The organism is Streptococcus sp. k-402 (assembly GCF_013277515.1).
Lineage (GTDB): Bacteria > Bacillota > Bacilli > Lactobacillales > Streptococcaceae > Streptococcus.
Genome location: NZ_VMNB01000003.1, coordinates 140387 through 155036 on the forward strand (window position 1 = coordinate 140387; position 14650 = coordinate 155036).

General features: G+C 39.4%; 14 protein-coding genes. 8 read left to right on the forward strand and 6 right to left on the reverse strand.

Annotated features, from left to right (window positions below):
• The first annotated feature begins 48 nt into the window (after positions 1–48).
• From HT724_RS01730 to HT724_RS01750, 5 genes are all read left to right on the forward strand, one after another.
• The gene (locus HT724_RS01730) at positions 49–918 is read left to right on the forward strand and encodes an ROK family protein (protein WP_173276082.1); all 870 of its coding nucleotides are present in this window, start codon (positions 49–51) and stop codon (positions 916–918) included.
• A complete protein-coding gene (locus HT724_RS01735; protein WP_173276084.1) occupies positions 912–2792 on the forward strand; it encodes a beta-N-acetylhexosaminidase in 1881 nt (626 codons plus the stop codon). Before HT724_RS01730 ends, HT724_RS01735 begins: the two co-directional genes overlap by 7 nt.
• Positions 2793–2998: 206 nt before the next feature.
• Entirely contained in the window at positions 2999–3928 is a 930-nt protein-coding gene (locus tag HT724_RS01740; protein ID WP_007284784.1) for a sugar ABC transporter permease, read from the forward strand.
• Positions 3929–3940: 12 nt separating this feature from the next.
• Positions 3941–4864, forward strand: a complete 924-nt coding sequence (locus HT724_RS01745; RefSeq protein WP_000818348.1) for a carbohydrate ABC transporter permease — start codon at positions 3941–3943, stop codon at positions 4862–4864.
• Positions 4865–4967: 103 nt separating this feature from the next.
• On the forward strand, positions 4968–6443 hold the full coding sequence (locus HT724_RS01750; protein ID WP_173276085.1) for an ABC transporter substrate-binding protein: 1476 nt from the start codon (positions 4968–4970) through the stop codon (positions 6441–6443).
• A 193-nt stretch (positions 6444–6636) separates the two neighbouring features.
• On the opposite strand, the gene HT724_RS01755 is transcribed toward HT724_RS01750, so the two are convergent.
• The 5 genes from HT724_RS01755 to HT724_RS01775 all read right to left on the reverse strand — a co-directional run bounded on the left by HT724_RS01755 (position 6637) and on the right by HT724_RS01775 (position 10525).
• Entirely contained in the window at positions 6637–7251 is a 615-nt protein-coding gene (locus HT724_RS01755) for an ATP-binding cassette domain-containing protein (protein ID WP_000130638.1), read from the reverse strand.
• A gap of 2 nt (positions 7252–7253) precedes the next feature.
• Positions 7254–8081 carry a hypothetical protein gene (locus HT724_RS01760; RefSeq protein ID WP_000402862.1) on the reverse strand — a complete coding sequence of 276 codons (828 nt, stop codon included), beginning with the start codon at positions 8079–8081 and terminating at the stop codon, positions 7254–7256.
• Between the two features lie 4 nt (positions 8082–8085).
• Positions 8086–8907, reverse strand: coding sequence for a hypothetical protein (locus tag HT724_RS01765; RefSeq protein ID WP_000771482.1), 822 nt, complete (start codon positions 8905–8907; stop codon positions 8086–8088).
• Positions 8908–9984 (reverse strand): hypothetical protein, encoded by a 1077-nt coding sequence (locus tag HT724_RS01770; protein WP_000760376.1) that lies wholly within the window; start codon positions 9982–9984, stop codon positions 8908–8910.
• A 148-nt stretch (positions 9985–10132) separates the two neighbouring features.
• The gene (locus tag HT724_RS01775; protein WP_000183090.1) at positions 10133–10525 is read right to left on the reverse strand and encodes a hypothetical protein; all 393 of its coding nucleotides are present in this window, start codon (positions 10523–10525) and stop codon (positions 10133–10135) included.
• A gap of 271 nt (positions 10526–10796) precedes the next feature.
• Here HT724_RS01775 and HT724_RS01780 point away from each other — a divergent pair, with 271 nt between their 5' ends.
• The 3 genes from HT724_RS01780 (at position 10797) to HT724_RS01790 (ending at position 13317) form a co-directional block, all read left to right on the forward strand.
• A complete protein-coding gene (locus HT724_RS01780; RefSeq protein WP_337456848.1) occupies positions 10797–10919 on the forward strand; it encodes a DUF3502 domain-containing protein in 123 nt (40 codons plus the stop codon).
• Positions 10920–11348: 429 nt separating this feature from the next.
• Complete coding sequence (locus HT724_RS01785; RefSeq protein WP_001030014.1) at positions 11349–12335, forward strand: rhodanese-related sulfurtransferase; 987 nt, start codon at positions 11349–11351, stop codon at positions 12333–12335.
• 121 nt (positions 12336–12456) lie between these two features.
• Positions 12457–13317, forward strand: coding sequence for a DUF4299 family protein (locus HT724_RS01790; RefSeq protein WP_023937448.1), 861 nt, complete (start codon positions 12457–12459; stop codon positions 13315–13317).
• A 223-nt stretch (positions 13318–13540) separates the two neighbouring features.
• Here HT724_RS01790 and HT724_RS01795 read toward each other — a convergent pair whose 3' ends face one another.
• On the reverse strand, positions 13541–14605 hold the full coding sequence (locus tag HT724_RS01795; RefSeq protein WP_173276086.1) for a DUF6574 domain-containing protein: 1065 nt from the start codon (positions 14603–14605) through the stop codon (positions 13541–13543).
• Positions 14606–14650 lie beyond the last annotated feature (45 nt).

Sequence of the window (14650 nt, forward strand, 5' to 3'; positions counted from 1 at the left end):
AAAAAGGTAAGAATTAACTGCTGCTTTGCCCCTTTTTATGGTAAAAAAATGACCATTGCAACGATTGATATCGGAGGGACTGGGATTAAGTTTGCAAGTCTGACTCCTGATGGGAAAATATTGGATAAGACAAGCATTCCAACGCCTGAAAGTTTGGAGGATTTACTATCTTGGTTAGACCAGCGCTTGTCAGAGCAGGATTACAGCGGGATTGCTATGAGCGTTCCGGGCGCGGTCAATCAAGAGACAGGTGTGATTGATGGCTTCAGTGCGGTGCCCTACATTCACGGATTTTCTTGGTATGAGGCGCTTAGCTCTTATCAGATTCCTGTCCATCTGGAAAATGATGCCAACTGCGTTGGACTCAGTGAACTACTAGCTCATCCAGAACTTGAAAATGCAGCCTGTGTCGTGATTGGGACAGGGATTGGCGGAGCCATGATTATCAATGGTAGACTTCATCGAGGTCGCCACGGCTTGGGTGGAGAATTTGGCTATATGACAACTCTTGCCCCTGCTGAAAAGCTCAACAACTGGTCGCAACTAGCGTCAACTGGCAATATGGTGAGATACGTGATTGAAAAATCTGGTCAGACTGATTGGGACGGCCGCAAGATTTACCAAGAAGCCGCAGCTGGAAATGTTCTTTGTCAAGAAGCCATTGAGCGCATGAACCGCAATCTGGCGCAAGGTTTGCTTAATATCCAGTATCTGATTGATCCAGATGTCATCAGTCTGGGAGGTTCTATCAGTCAAAATCCAGATTTCATCCAAGGTGTCAAGAAGTCTGTTGATAACTTTGTCGATGCCTACGAAGAATATACGGTCGCACCTCTTATCCAAGCCTGCACCTATCATGCAGATGCTAATCTCTACGGTGCCCTTGTCAACTGGCTACAGGAGGAAAATCAATGGTAATTTTTACAGGACTTAGTTCCAAACAAACGCAAGCTATTGAGGTTTTAAAAGGTCACATTTCTCTACCAGATGTAGAGGTAGCAGTCGCTCAGTCTGACCAAGCCTCTATCTCTATCAAGGGTGAGGGTGGCCACTATCAACTAACTTACCGCAGACCCCACCAACTTTATCGTGCCTTGTCCTTGTTGGTAACAGCTCTAGCAGAAGGTGACAAAGTAGAGATTGAGGAGCAGGCAGCTTATGAAGAGTTGGCCTACATGGCAGACTGTTCTCGAAATGCGGTGCTGAATGTGGCTTCTGCCAAGCAGATGATTGAGGTCTTGGCTCTCATGGGCTACTCAACCTTTGAGCTTTACATGGAAGATACCTACCAGATTGAGGGACAACCTTACTTTGGTTATTTCCGTGGTGCCTACTCGGCTGAGGAGTTGCAGGAGATCGAAGCCTATGCCCAGCAGTTTGACATGACCTTTGTGCCCTGCATCCAGACTTTGGCCCACTTGTCAGCCTTCGTCAAATGGGGTGTCAAAGAAGTGCAGGAGCTCCGTGATGTGGAGGATATTCTTCTCATTGGTGAAGAAAAGGTTTATGACCTGATTGATGGCATGTTTGCTACTCTATCTAAACTACAAACTCGCAAGGTCAATATCGGGATGGACGAAGCCCACTTGGTTGGCTTGGGACGTTACTTGATATTGAATGGTGTTGTGGATCGTAGTCTCCTCATGTGCCAACACTTGGAGCGCGTGCTGGATATTGCTGACAAATATGGTTTTCACTGCCAGATGTGGAGCGATATGTTCTTTAAACTTATGTCAGCGGATGGCCAGTACGACCGTGATGTGGAAATTCCAGAGGAAACGCGTGTCTACCTAGACCGCCTCAAAGACCGTGTGACCTTAGTTTACTGGGATTATTATCAGGATAGCGAGGAAAAATATAATCGCAATTTCCGCAATCATCATAAGATTAGTCGTGACCTTGCATTTGCAGGGGGAGCTTGGAAGTGGATTGGCTTTACACCTCACAACCATTTTAGCCGTCTAGTGGCTATCGAGGCAAATAAAGCCTGCCGTGCCAATCAGATTAAAGAAGTCATCGTGACGGGTTGGGGGGACAATGGTGGTGAAACTGCCCAGTTCTCTGTCCTCCCAAGCTTGCAAATCTGGGCAGAACTCAGCTATCGCAATGACCTAGACCGTTTGTCTGCACACTTCCAGACCAATACAGGTTTATCGGTTGAAGATTTTATGCAGATTGACCTTGCCAACCTCTTGCCAGACCTGCCAGATAATCTCAGTGGTATCAATCCCAACCGCTATGTCTTTTATCAGGATGTTCTCTGTCCCATTCTTGATCAACACATGACACCTGAACAGGACAAACCGCACTTCTCTCAGGCTGCTGAGACCCTTGCTAACATTAAAGAAAAAGCTGGCAACTATGCCTACCTCTTTGAAACTCAGGCTCAGTTGAACAAGATTTTAAGTAGCAAAGTGGATGTAGGAAGACGCATTCGTCAAGCCTATCAAGCGGATGATAAGGAAAGTCTGCAAGAAATCGCAAGACAAGAATTACCAGAACTCAGAAGCCAAATAGAGCACTTCCATGCCCTCTTTAGCCATCAATGGCTGAAGGAAAACAAGGTCTTTGGCTTGGATACAGTTGACATCCGTATGGGCGGACTCTTGCAACGCATCAAGCGATCAGAAAGCCGCATCGAGGCTTATCTGACTGGTCAGCTTGACCGCATCGATGAGCTGGAAGTAGAAATTCTGCCATTTAACGACTTCTACGCAAACAAGGATTTCGCAGCTACAACAGCCAACCAATGGCATACTATTGCGACAGCTTCAACGATTTATACGACATAAAAAACAAGAACACCTTGCTTGGCGCAGGGTGTTTCGCGTGAAACATCCCTTTCTTCAAAAGTACTCCACATAAAATAATTTGTGGAGTTTTTTCTATAATTAGGAGTTTAACCTAATCTGCAAATAGGAGTATACTAATAATGTAATCGTTATCAAAAGTCTAAAAAAATTTTTAGATGGATATCAAAATAAAAAGGGAGGAAATTATGAATAAGTTTTCAAAAACCTTGAGAGACAACTGGATCTTTCTCTTGATGGTTTTGCCAGGGGCACTCTGGTTGATTCTATTCTTCTACATTCCAGTATTTGGGAACGTGGTTGCCTTCAAAGACTACCACATGACCAGTAATGGTTTCATAGATAGTATCATAAATAGTAAATGGGTCGGACTCGATAATTTCAGATTCTTATTTAGTTCAAGAGACGCCTTTATTATCACACGAAATACGGTCCTCTACAATCTTGGCTTTATCTTTCTAGGTTTAGTTGTATCTGTAGGGATTGCCATTATCCTCAGCGAGCTCCGTTCTAAGAGAATGGTGAAGATTTTCCAAACTTCTATGTTGTTCCCTTACTTCTTGTCTTGGGTTATCATCAGTTTCTTTACAGATGCCTTCCTAAATATTGATAAAGGGGTGTTCAATCATTTATTGGAAAGTCTTGGTCTCAAAGAAGTCAACTTCTACGCTGATTTGGGAATTTGGCCCTATCTCCTACTTTTCTTAGGTATTTGGAAAGGTTTTGGATATAGCAGTGTCATGTACTATGCGACAATCATGGGAATTGATCCAACCTACTACGAAGCAGCGACAGTGGACGGAGCCAGCAAATGGCAACGAATTCGCAATGTAACCATTCCGCAGTTGACACCGCTGGTAACTGTATTGACCATCCTTGCAGTTGGAAATATCTTCCGTGCAGACTTCGGTCTTTTCTATCAAATCCCTCACAATGCTGGTCAGCTTTATAACGTAACCAACGTCTTGGACGTATATGTTTATAATGGTTTGACCCAGACAGCGGATATTGGGATGGCTTCAGCAGCAGGTCTCTACCAATCAGTAGTCGGATTGATTCTGGTGGTTCTATCAAACTTACTGGCAAGACGAGTTGATCCAAACTCAGCCTTGTTCTAAAAGGAGGAGAATATGGCAGAAAAGAAAATTAAAAAAGAAAAAATTGATAATGTCGGCATTCACTCCTTCAGTAAGAAAGCAGATATCTTCTTCAGTATCATTTCGGGTTTGATTGCCCTCTCTTGTATCCTACCCTTCGTATTCGTTATCATTATTTCAGTGACGGACGAGAAAAGCCTCCTCCAATACGGCTATAGCTTCTTCCCATCCCAATTTGGATTAGACGGTTTTGAGTTCTTGGCACAGTTTAAGGATAAAATCTTACAGGCCCTCTTCATTTCTGTCTTTGTAACCGTAGTTGGGACATTTACAAATGTCTTTATCACAACAACCTATGCCTACGCTATTTCACGGACAACCTTTAAGTATCGCAGATTCTTTACCATCTTCGTACTTCTCAGTATGTTGTTCAACGCTGGTTTGGTACCAGGTTATATCATGGTAACTCGTGTACTTCAGCTTGGGGATACTGTTTGGGCCTTGATTGTTCCAATGCTTCTCTCACCATTTAACATCATCTTGATGCGTTCCTTCTTCAAGAAGACCATTCCAGAAGCCATTCTCGAATCGGCTCGTATCGATGGTGCCAGTGAGGCTAGGATTTTCTTCCAAATCTGTTTGCCATTGTCACTACCAGGTATCGCAACCATCACGCTTTTGACAGCTCTTGGTTTCTGGAATGACTGGTTCAACGCCCTTCTGTACATCAAGAGTGACAACTTGTATCCATTACAATATTTGCTGATGCAAATCCAACAAAATATGGACTACATTGCCAAAGCGGTCGGCTTGACTGGTCAACTGGGAGTTGCTCTACCGAAAGAAACAGGTCGTATGGCCATGGTTGTGGTCGCAACCCTTCCAATCGCGATTTTGTATCCATTCTTCCAACGCTACTTTGTAAAAGGTTTGACTATCGGTGGTGTGAAAGAATAGTGCTTATTGAGGAAAAACATTTCTCATTTCCAAACTTCCCTTGAGTGAAGTTAAGATCATTACATTGTTTATAAGTTTAAAAATAAAAAAAGGAGTTTTTATCATGGAAAACTGGAAAAAATATGCTTTTGCATCTGCTAGTGTAGTCGCTTTGGCTGCAGGTCTTGCTGCTTGTGGAAATTTGACAGGTAACAGCAAAAAAGCTGCTGATTCAGGTGACAAACCTGTTATCAAAATGTACCAAATCGGTGACAAACCAGACAACTTGGATGAATTGTTAGCAAATGCCAACAAAATCATCGAAGAAAAAGTTGGTGCCAAATTGGATATCCAATACCTTGGCTGGGGTGACTATGGTAAGAAAATGTCAGTTATCACATCATCTGGTGAAAACTATGATATTGCCTTTGCAGATAACTACATTGTAAATGCTCAAAAAGGTGCTTACGCTGACTTGACAGAATTGTACAAAAAAGAAGGTAAAGACCTTTACAAAGCACTTGACCCAGCCTACATCAAGGGTAATACTGTAAATGGTAAAATTTACGCTGTTCCAGTTGCGGCCAACGTTGCATCATCTCAAAACTTTGCCTTCAACGGAACTCTCCTTGCCAAATATGGTATCGATATTTCAGGTGTTACTTCTTACGAAACTCTTGAGCCAGTCTTGAAACAAATCAAAGAAAAAGCTCCAGACGTAGTACCATTTGCAGCTACTAAGAACTTCATCCCTTCTGAGAACTTTGACTACCCAGTAGCAAACGGTCTTCCATTTGTTATCGACCTTGAAGGGGATACTACTAAGATTGTAAACCGTTATGACGTTCCTCGTTTCAAAGAACACTTGAAGACTCTTCACAAATTCTATGAAGCTGGATATATTCCAAAAGACGTAGCCACAAGCGATACTTCATTTGACATTCAACAAGATACTTGGTTCGTTCGTGAAGAAACAGTAGGACCAGCTGACTACGGTAACAGCTTGCTTTCACGTGTTGCCAACAAAGATATCCAAATCAAACCAATCACTAACTTCATCAAGAAAAACCAAACAACCCAAGTTGCTAACTTTGTCATCTCAAACAACTCTAAGAACAAAGAAAAATCAATGGAAATCTTGAACCTCTTGAATACGAACCCAGAACTTTTGAACGGTCTTGTTTACGGTCCAGAAGGCAAGAACTGGGAAAAAATTGAAGGTAAAGAAAACCGTGTTCGCGTTCTTGATGGCTACAAAGGAAACACTCACATGGGTGGATGGAACACTGGTAACAACTGGATCCTTTACATCAACGAAAACGTTACAGACCAACAAATCGAAAATTCTAAGAAAGAATTGGCAGAAGCTAAAGAATCTCCAGCGCTTGGATTTATCTTCAATACTGACAATGTGAAATCTGAAATCTCAGCTATCGCTAACACAATGCAACAATTTGATACAGCTATCAACACTGGTACTGTAGACCCAGATAAAGCGATTCCAGAATTGATGGAAAAATTGAAATCTGAAGGTGCCTACGAAAAAGTATTGAACGAAATGCAAAAACAATACGATGAATTCTTGAAAAACAAAAAATAATCAGCTAAATTGATTTCGTGTATTCATTCCTAACTCCTAAAATAAGAATCACTGCTTTCCTCATGTTTATCTGGGGGAGGCAGTGGTTTTTTTTGAATGAAAAATAAACCAACTAATATAATTCAGGTATAGTTGGTCTTTTTGTATAAAATTGCTATTTTATGAGGAGTGTTGTCTCTGTAATAAATCATTCTTATCCCAAGTATAGAACTTCATCACAGAGACATTCGATATCTTGCTCTATATGAGAAGCTAGAATAATAAGTTTCCCCTTTTCTTTTAGGTGGAGTAATTTTTCTCGAATTTTTTGAACAGATTGCTTATCAAGTCCGTTCATTGGTTCATCTAAGAGTAATATATCTGGATTTTCCATAAAAGCCTGTGCTAGAGCTAATTTTTGTTTCATTCCTAAAGAGTAGTGTTTTACTTTTTTAGAAGAACTAGGATTGAGTCCTACATCTATCATACTCTGAATGATTTCTTTCTCTCCTATTTTATTTTTGATTAGAGCTAGTTGATGTAAGTTATCAAAACCAGAATAACCTTCCAGAAATCCTGGAGTCTCAATAATAACACCTACACTTGGTAAGAAGGGAAAATCTATTCCAAGTATGTTTCCATCTAATTCGATTTTTCCTTCAGTTATACCTTCTAATCCCGCTAAACACTTGAGTAAAACTGTTTTTCCTGAACCGTTATATCCAACAATTCCGTATATATTTCCACTGGAAAATTCAAAGGAAAGGTCTTCAAAAATTACATTGTGTTTATAGTTTTTACGAATAGATTTTAAATGTAAGTCTGTCATATCTATTGTCTCCTTATTTTTTTCATAACAACTAGGATTATGGTGAGCAAAAGGTATAAAAGTAGGATACGAGTAATTATTTCTGGTAGGGATAGTAAGCCAGAATGGGCTTCGTATTTAATATAATGGAAGTCTAGCCAAGTTAAAGGAGATAAAAATTTAATCCAGAAACGTGAAGCTTCTGTAATAAATAATTCTACAATAACTAATCCACAGGCTAAGGTATTTCCTAAATTAGAATAATAACTATTGAAAACGAAAATCACTCCCCCAATCAATATGAACATAAGGAATAACAATAAGAATATTTGAAAAAAAGCGCCATAGGGAGAATAATATTGCAGTATAATGGAGCGTAGATGCGTCATGCTATCAACACCTTCCGGAAATGAAATGCGTCCTTGAGCTAGGGAGGGTAGGAGACGTCCCCAATGATTTGAAAGGTGTAGTGTAGGGAGAAAAGTGATTAAAATGCTGATGATTTGGTAAATCGAAGCGATTAAGCTCGCGATAAGCAGATAAATAAACTGGGAGAGCATCCACTTTTTCTGTCCGATTTTTAAGATTAACCAAAACTGGAAAGTATCTTTTAAAGGAAGATTGCTAAATAGTAGTATGACAGATAAAATAGAAATTGCAGTGAACCATTGACTCGTGAAGAGAACAGTTACAATGCTGACAGGATAAGTTTCTTTGAAGTGATTAGCTAAATTAGAAAAAGGTAGCATTAAAATCAAAGTATAGAGGTGAAAGAAAATTAAGATAGGCAACAATCGTTTAAAGGTGAATTGTTGTTTTAAGAGAATAGTTACTACACGTATAATCTCCATAAGATTACTCCTTATCATAAAAATGCCAATGTTTTTTAAGAGCTAGTCGAATGATCTCTATTGACAAAAGTGCCCATAGAGTTAAGAAAATATAAGGATAAAGCAACGAAAAAATATTTCGAAAGTTTTCGTCACCTACTTGAAAATATGCTAGCCCTTCTCGTAAATAATCATCTGTCGTTAAGACGATATGTGGTAGAGTAAAAAAAGGGAGAACTCTCTCTAAACCAAATGTTGTGAGGACAAACCAGGCTGTACTTGGAAGAAGATAGACCATTAACACATTAGGGTAAAAAACGGAAAGAACTCCACCTAATAGAGTAAAGAATGCAAAATAGAGTCCAATTAGACTAATGAGAAGGAAGTAGAAAAGGAATATAAATCCTTGATTTAACAACCACTGATTGCTAAAAGTAGATGAGTAGTGAGAATTAGTGAGGGGAAAATAAAAGGAGAGGAGAATTAAAAAACAGAATCCTAAGGTCAGTCCTACAAAATAAGAACGGAAAATTAACCGTTTGACGAAGGAAGAAGCGTATTGTCGCAGAGACATACGACTAAGTAAAAAAGGAAGTCTATTTTGATGGTAGTCTTGTGAAAAGTCTGTTACTACAGTGGAAGCTGCTGTTAAGATATATAATGACATTGCTAGATTTCTAGAGAAGGAGAGCATGAAATAATCAGGGACTGCAAGTGAATTTCTTCCGTCTAATTTTATTGTTAGATCTGTATAGGACATCATCAATGCAACTACTAAGGAAAAGAGTAGTCCAATCCAAATCCTCCAATCTTTTAGCGTATATTTAAAGGGGAGAAGTAGTTTCATCTAACTTACCTCTTTCCAGTTTGTGGGATCGATAACTGCTTTATCTATACGATCTTTTTCTTTGATTGTAAAGATTAGGAAGGGACGATAGAGATTTCCTCCATAGAGTTCTTTTTCTTGAGTGGGAATAGGTATATACTCAATTGTAAATGACTCAATATAAATTGGACTGTCCAAAATCAAATTTTCGTATTTTTCTTTTAAGACGTCTAATCCTTTTTGGACAGAAAGAGTCGCCATTTTATCTATTTTTTGAGTCGGTAAGATAACACCAGATAAATCAATTCCTTGAATCCCTGCTTGGGTGATGATAAAGTTTAGGTCAGGACCATGAATAAAACTAATCTCTCCGGATGAACCTAGCTGAGTTTCGCCATCAATAACTCTTTTACTAGAAAGTTTTGGAAAAACAGTAACATAGCACATATCAGTCAGATTGTTTTTGTCTATCTTTGTTCCTTTTAATTCTTTGGCATTTCTTTCGTAGGTTGGGAGATACTCAAGGAGTGTTTCTTTTGAGATAGCGTAGATGAGATAATCATAATCGTCAAATCCTAATTGGAGGGTATTTAGAAATTGCTTAACTTTGTTAACACCATCTTCTTTTGAAAATGGAAGTTCTTCTTTAAAGTCGGTTAGATTTAGATTATTTTCAATAGCGTCTAATCGTAGGTTGTGGAAAACACTTGATAGATCTGATATTTGATCAGATGTTAAATGAATCCATGATCCAGTTTTATTGACGGTAATATCTGCTCTGGTCTTTCCTTTTTGTAGTCTGGTTAAAGGATTCTTATCGGCAATAATCTCACTAATTTCACTATCATTTCCCATAAAATTTTGAATAGCTGTTACTAATGTGTTTTTGTCTCCTTTTTTTGAGTCCCAAAAAGGCAATTCTTCTTTATAGGAGGTATCTATCTGGTCTGATAGATAGATTTGCTCTGTTATCTCTTTATAACCTTCTTTTATGGGGAGGTTTTCCTTATTTATCTCCGTTATTTGTTTTTTGTTATATTGACAAGCTGTTAAAAAGATAAAGGGAAGAATAAGTAGAAATAATAGGTATTTTTTCATAGTAAAAAACTCCTTTTAAAAAAGGAGCAGAGGCATGACACTTTTAAGATGCGGCCTCCACTCTTAGAAGGGGGCTTTAGGCTAGCGAGCGCTCAAATGATTAACTAGCGAATAACCCAATGTTTGCTACTTTTTGTTTTGAGAGGAATTAAGGGTCAAAACGTCCTGTAATATTCGAGTCGAGCCAACCATATTTAGAGGCGTTGAGATAATAATAACGTCCAATTGTCCCATAACCGTCATTATAGTGAAGATTATAGCGACCATTTGAATCAGCTATTTTCATCTCAGTTGCAGGTTCATCCTCAGCAGCAGTCCAAGCGCGAATTCTGACCTTTTTTCCCCAACCAAGACCACCTGTGATATTAGCAACAGCAGGGGAGCCGTCTGTTTTTTCAGTTTTTCGGCTACTAACGGAATAGTCTTCGCGTGTAACATGAAGATTGAAATACACCATCTTAGCAGAAACAGTCTGACTAGCTAAGGGGAGTAAGCAAGCGACTCCCAGTCCTAATGCGATGCATTTTTTCAAATTTGTCATCACAATACCTCCTTTGTATTTCAGTGAAATCGATTTCATTTACATTGTACTACTTTTTTTTTATAATGTCAATCGCAAAATAAAGTATTTGTGATTTGTAATTCGAATGTGATAATGTCTTTATAAAATAAGTTATTAGATTTACATATCTCATAAAATATGGTTAAATTATTATATTGAATTTAGAATAGTACAGCATCTCTTCTAAAATATTGTTATAAATTGATTTGGATTCCAAAATTAAATTGCTCGATTCTTATTTCATTTTATTATATTTGACCCAGATAAAGCGATTCCAGAATTGATGGAAAAATTGAAATCTGAAGGTTCCTACGAAAAAGTATTGAACGAAATGCAAAAACAATACGATGAATTCTTGAAAAACAAAAAATAATCAGCTAAATTGATTTCGTGTATTCATTCCTAACCTAACTCCTAAAATAAGAATCACTGCTTTCCTCAGGTTTATCTGGGGGAGGCAGTGGTTTTTTGGGCACAAGGATATAGATATTCCTGTTTTCTCTTATCTTCATTTTAATACTCAATGAAAATCAAAGAGTAAACTAGGAAGCTAGCCGCAGGCTGCTCAAAACACAGTTTTGAGGTTGTGGATATAACTGACAGAGTCAGTATCATATACCTACGGCACGGTGAAGCTGACGTAGTTTGAAGAGATTTTCGAAGAGTATAACCATTCAGGAAATTTCGAGAACCCTCTACAATTTCCAGTCAAATAAATTGCATTCGTTTTCTCAAGCAGGTATACTGGTATGGATAAATAAAAAATTTAGAAAATTTAAGAATAGAAAAGAGAACAAATCTTATGGCAAAAGATATTCGTGTCTTACTTTACTACCTCTATACTCCAATTGAAAATGCAGAGCAATTTGCTGCAGACCACTTGGCTTTCTGTAAATCAATCGGCCTTAAAGGCCGTATCCTAGTCGCTGACGAGGGAATTAACGGAACAGTTTCAGGTGACTATGAAACAACTCAAAAATACATGGACTACGTTCACAGCCTCCCAGGTATGGAAGACCTCTGGTTCAAGATTGACGAAGAAAATGAACAAGCCTTCAAGAAGATGTTTGTTCGCTACAAGAAAGAAATTGTCCACCTTGGTTTGGAAGACAACGACTTTGACAATGACATCAACCCACTTGAAACAACAGGTGCTTACTTGTCTCCAAAAGAGTTCAAAGAAGCGCTTCTTGATAAAGATACCGTTGTCCTTGACACACGTAACGATTATGAGTACGACCTAGGACATTTCCGTGGAGCTATTCGCCCAGATATTCGCAACTTCCGTGAGTTACCACAATGGGTCCGTGATAACAAGGAAAAATTCATGGACAAGCGCGTCGTGGTTTACTGTACAGGTGGGGTTCGCTGTGAGAAATTCTCAGGCTGGATGGTTCGTGAAGGCTACAAAGATGTCGGCCAATTGCACGGAGGAATTGCAACTTACGGTAAAGACCCAGAAGTTCAAGGTGAGCTTTGGGATGGGAAAATGTACGTCTTTGACGAACGTATCGCTGTTGATGTCAACCATGTCAACCCAACCATCGTAGGGAAAGACTGGTTTGATGGAACACCATGTGAACGTTATGTCAACTGTGGAAATCCCTTCTGTAACCGTCGTATCTTGACATCAGAAGAAAATGAAGACAAGTACCTTCGTGGATGCTCACACGAGTGCCGTGTTCACCCACGTAACCGCTATGTTTCAAAAAATGAATTGACACAAGCTGAAGTAATCGAGCGCCTAGCCGCTATCGGTGAAAGCTTGGATCAAGCAGCTACTGTATAAGATCAAACAGTCCTCAGGGGCTGTTTTTCTATGCTTTGTACTCAAAAATCTAAAGTTTGTTTCTGTATCTTTCAGGAAAATAAGGTATACTGTATGTAAACGATTTCAAAGGAGTCCAGTTATGGAGAAAACAATTTTTATTCCAAATAAACAGAGCATTTTAGGAGAACAGGAAATTTTGACTGCCAAGTCCATCTTGGCATTGGTAGATGGTTTGGAGTCACATAGCTATGATGCTGTCTATCTCCGTCAGCCTCTTAACCGTCTCGAGTATATCGAGTGTGCGATAGTGGGGCAATCACAATTTCTTTTTAAGGTCAGTTATGCTGATGATCAAAAGGCTTACCGTGTCGATCTTCCTGACCTACTAACGCAGACAGACTGGGAGATCATCAAGTCATTTTTAGATGCTTTGCTTGCTTACACAGGAACTGAGATTGAAGGACTAGATGGTTTTGATTTTGAAGCTTATTTCCAAGCAAGTATTCAAGCCCATCTTGCAGACACTGCAGCCCGTTTTACGATTTGCCAAGGAATTTTTAATCCTGTTTTCTTTAGTCATGAGGATTTGAAAAGCTTTTTAGGGGAAGATGGTTTGGCACAGTTTGAAGCGCGTGTGCGTGCGGTTCAAGAGACAGATGCCTACTTTGCAAGAGTTTCCTTCTATCAGGATGGAGAGGGACAAGTGCATGGCGTTTACCATCTAGCTCAAGGAGTCAAGACAGTTTTACCGAGAGAACCATTTGTTCCTGCAGCCTATATGGAGCAATTGGTGGATAAGGAAGTCCAGTGGGAGATTGACTTGGTTCAAATCACAGGAGACGGCTCTAAACCAGAAGACTATGAGGCTATCGCTCGCTTGGACTATGCAAAATTCCTAGAGTCGCTACCATCAGCATTTTACCACCAACTAGACGCCAATCAATTAGAAGTGCAACCCATCTTAGACAAAGATTTTAAAGCATTAGCACAAGAAGAGTAAAGCAGAAGCAGGTCAAGTGACTTGCTTTTTGATATATAAAAAATCCTGCCGTGAAAGACAGGATTGCTACTCAATGAAAATCAAAGAGCAAACTAGGAAGCTAGCCGCAGGCTGCTCAAAACACTGTTTTGAGGTTGTAGATAAGACTGACAAAGTCAGGAACATATATCTACGGTAAGGCGAAGCTGACGTGGTTTGAAGAGATTTTCGAAGAGTATGAAGTTTAAAGAAGGGCCAAGATACGAAGATAATCTCCAATCAGTGCGACTTCAGCTACAAAGAAGAGGAGGATGATAACTCCGTTCACAAGGACAGACAAGAATAACTGATAAAAGGAGTCGGTTTCACTTGCTTGACTTGGTCTTGTAATAATATGGAGACTAGCAAGCAGAATGATCCCAATGCTAATCACACACAAAAGGGCTGTAAATCGTAGGCTGTCAAAGAAGGCAAAGAAACTAGCAGTAGCAGTGAGGAAGATTGGAATTGCCAAGAGTTGACTATATTGTTGGAGAACCTTTTCTAGCGTCCAGTCCTTTTCTTGGTAGATAAATCGTCTCACAACGAAACTACCCAAGAGGAATGAAAAGAAGAAGAGTGTGGTTGCTACTAGGATAGAGATGATTGAAAAGAGAGTTAAAGGTGCTAGTTGCTCAGGGAAGTGGCTGTTTATGGTTGCTATATGTCCATAGTAAGCATGTTTGATGTGGTAGATACTAAAGAAAAAGGAAGATGAAGAAAATAGAATGAGCAAGAGAAAGGCTGTGTAGCTGTGTGTGCTACTTGTTTCAAGCTTGCTTGTAGGAGATTTGATTGCTTCCACTAGCCAAGACCAAAAATCAAGCACTTGCTCTTTCCATTTATCCCTAGATTTTGGAACTTGGTCGGGGATATAGGGACTTTCTAAAGATTTACTGATAAGAAGGGGCTCTTTTGTGGTTGCTTTTTGCTGAGGACGAGCTTCTTGGCTTTCTTCAGCTATAGTGACTTTTTCTGTTTCTCCAGAAAGATCTGGCTCTTCTTCACTAGAATTAGACGCTTTCTTTTCTTCTATTTCTGTTCTCGCTTCACTGTCTTCAGGTGTTTCAATTGTCTCTTCTTGCTGGCTTTCCAGTTCGACTGCAGCTTGAGAGACTTCCTCCTCTACTTGAGTATTTTTTTCAATTGGTGTATCGAGATCGGCTATCATTTCTTCAGCCTTGTCTGCAACCTCTTGAGCTTGCTCTTCAGGCTTGTTCTTGCTTGTTGTTTTTACAAAATCATTACTTTCAAACCATTCTTGTTTCATGGTAGAACCTCCTTTTTAGTTAGATAAATATGCTTCTATAGTAGC

Excerpts from the sequence above, each read along its gene's own strand:
- HT724_RS01745 (WP_000818348.1), top strand. The coding sequence starts at position 3,941 with ATGGCAGAAAAGAAAATTAAAAAAGAAAAAATTGATAATGTCGGCATT.
- HT724_RS01755 (WP_000130638.1), bottom strand. The coding sequence starts at position 7,251 with ATGACAGACTTACATTTAAAATCTATTCGTAAAAACTATAAACACAAT.
- HT724_RS01795 (WP_173276086.1), bottom strand. The coding sequence starts at position 14,605 with ATGAAACAAGAATGGTTTGAAAGTAATGATTTTGTAAAAACAACAAGC.
- HT724_RS01730 (WP_173276082.1), top strand. The coding sequence starts at position 49 with ATGACCATTGCAACGATTGATATCGGAGGGACTGGGATTAAGTTTGCA.
- HT724_RS01775 (WP_000183090.1), bottom strand. The coding sequence starts at position 10,525 with ATGACAAATTTGAAAAAATGCATCGCATTAGGACTGGGAGTCGCTTGC.
- HT724_RS01735 (WP_173276084.1), top strand. The coding sequence starts at position 912 with ATGGTAATTTTTACAGGACTTAGTTCCAAACAAACGCAAGCTATTGAG.
- HT724_RS01765 (WP_000771482.1), bottom strand. The coding sequence starts at position 8,907 with ATGAAACTACTTCTCCCCTTTAAATATACGCTAAAAGATTGGAGGATT.
- HT724_RS01785 (WP_001030014.1), top strand. The coding sequence starts at position 11,349 with ATGGCAAAAGATATTCGTGTCTTACTTTACTACCTCTATACTCCAATT.
- HT724_RS01740 (WP_007284784.1), top strand. The coding sequence starts at position 2,999 with ATGAATAAGTTTTCAAAAACCTTGAGAGACAACTGGATCTTTCTCTTG.
- HT724_RS01790 (WP_023937448.1), top strand. The coding sequence starts at position 12,457 with ATGGAGAAAACAATTTTTATTCCAAATAAACAGAGCATTTTAGGAGAA.
- HT724_RS01770 (WP_000760376.1), bottom strand. The coding sequence starts at position 9,984 with ATGAAAAAATACCTATTATTTCTACTTATTCTTCCCTTTATCTTTTTA.
- HT724_RS01760 (WP_000402862.1), bottom strand. The coding sequence starts at position 8,081 with ATGGAGATTATACGTGTAGTAACTATTCTCTTAAAACAACAATTCACC.
- HT724_RS01750 (WP_173276085.1), top strand. The coding sequence starts at position 4,968 with ATGGAAAACTGGAAAAAATATGCTTTTGCATCTGCTAGTGTAGTCGCT.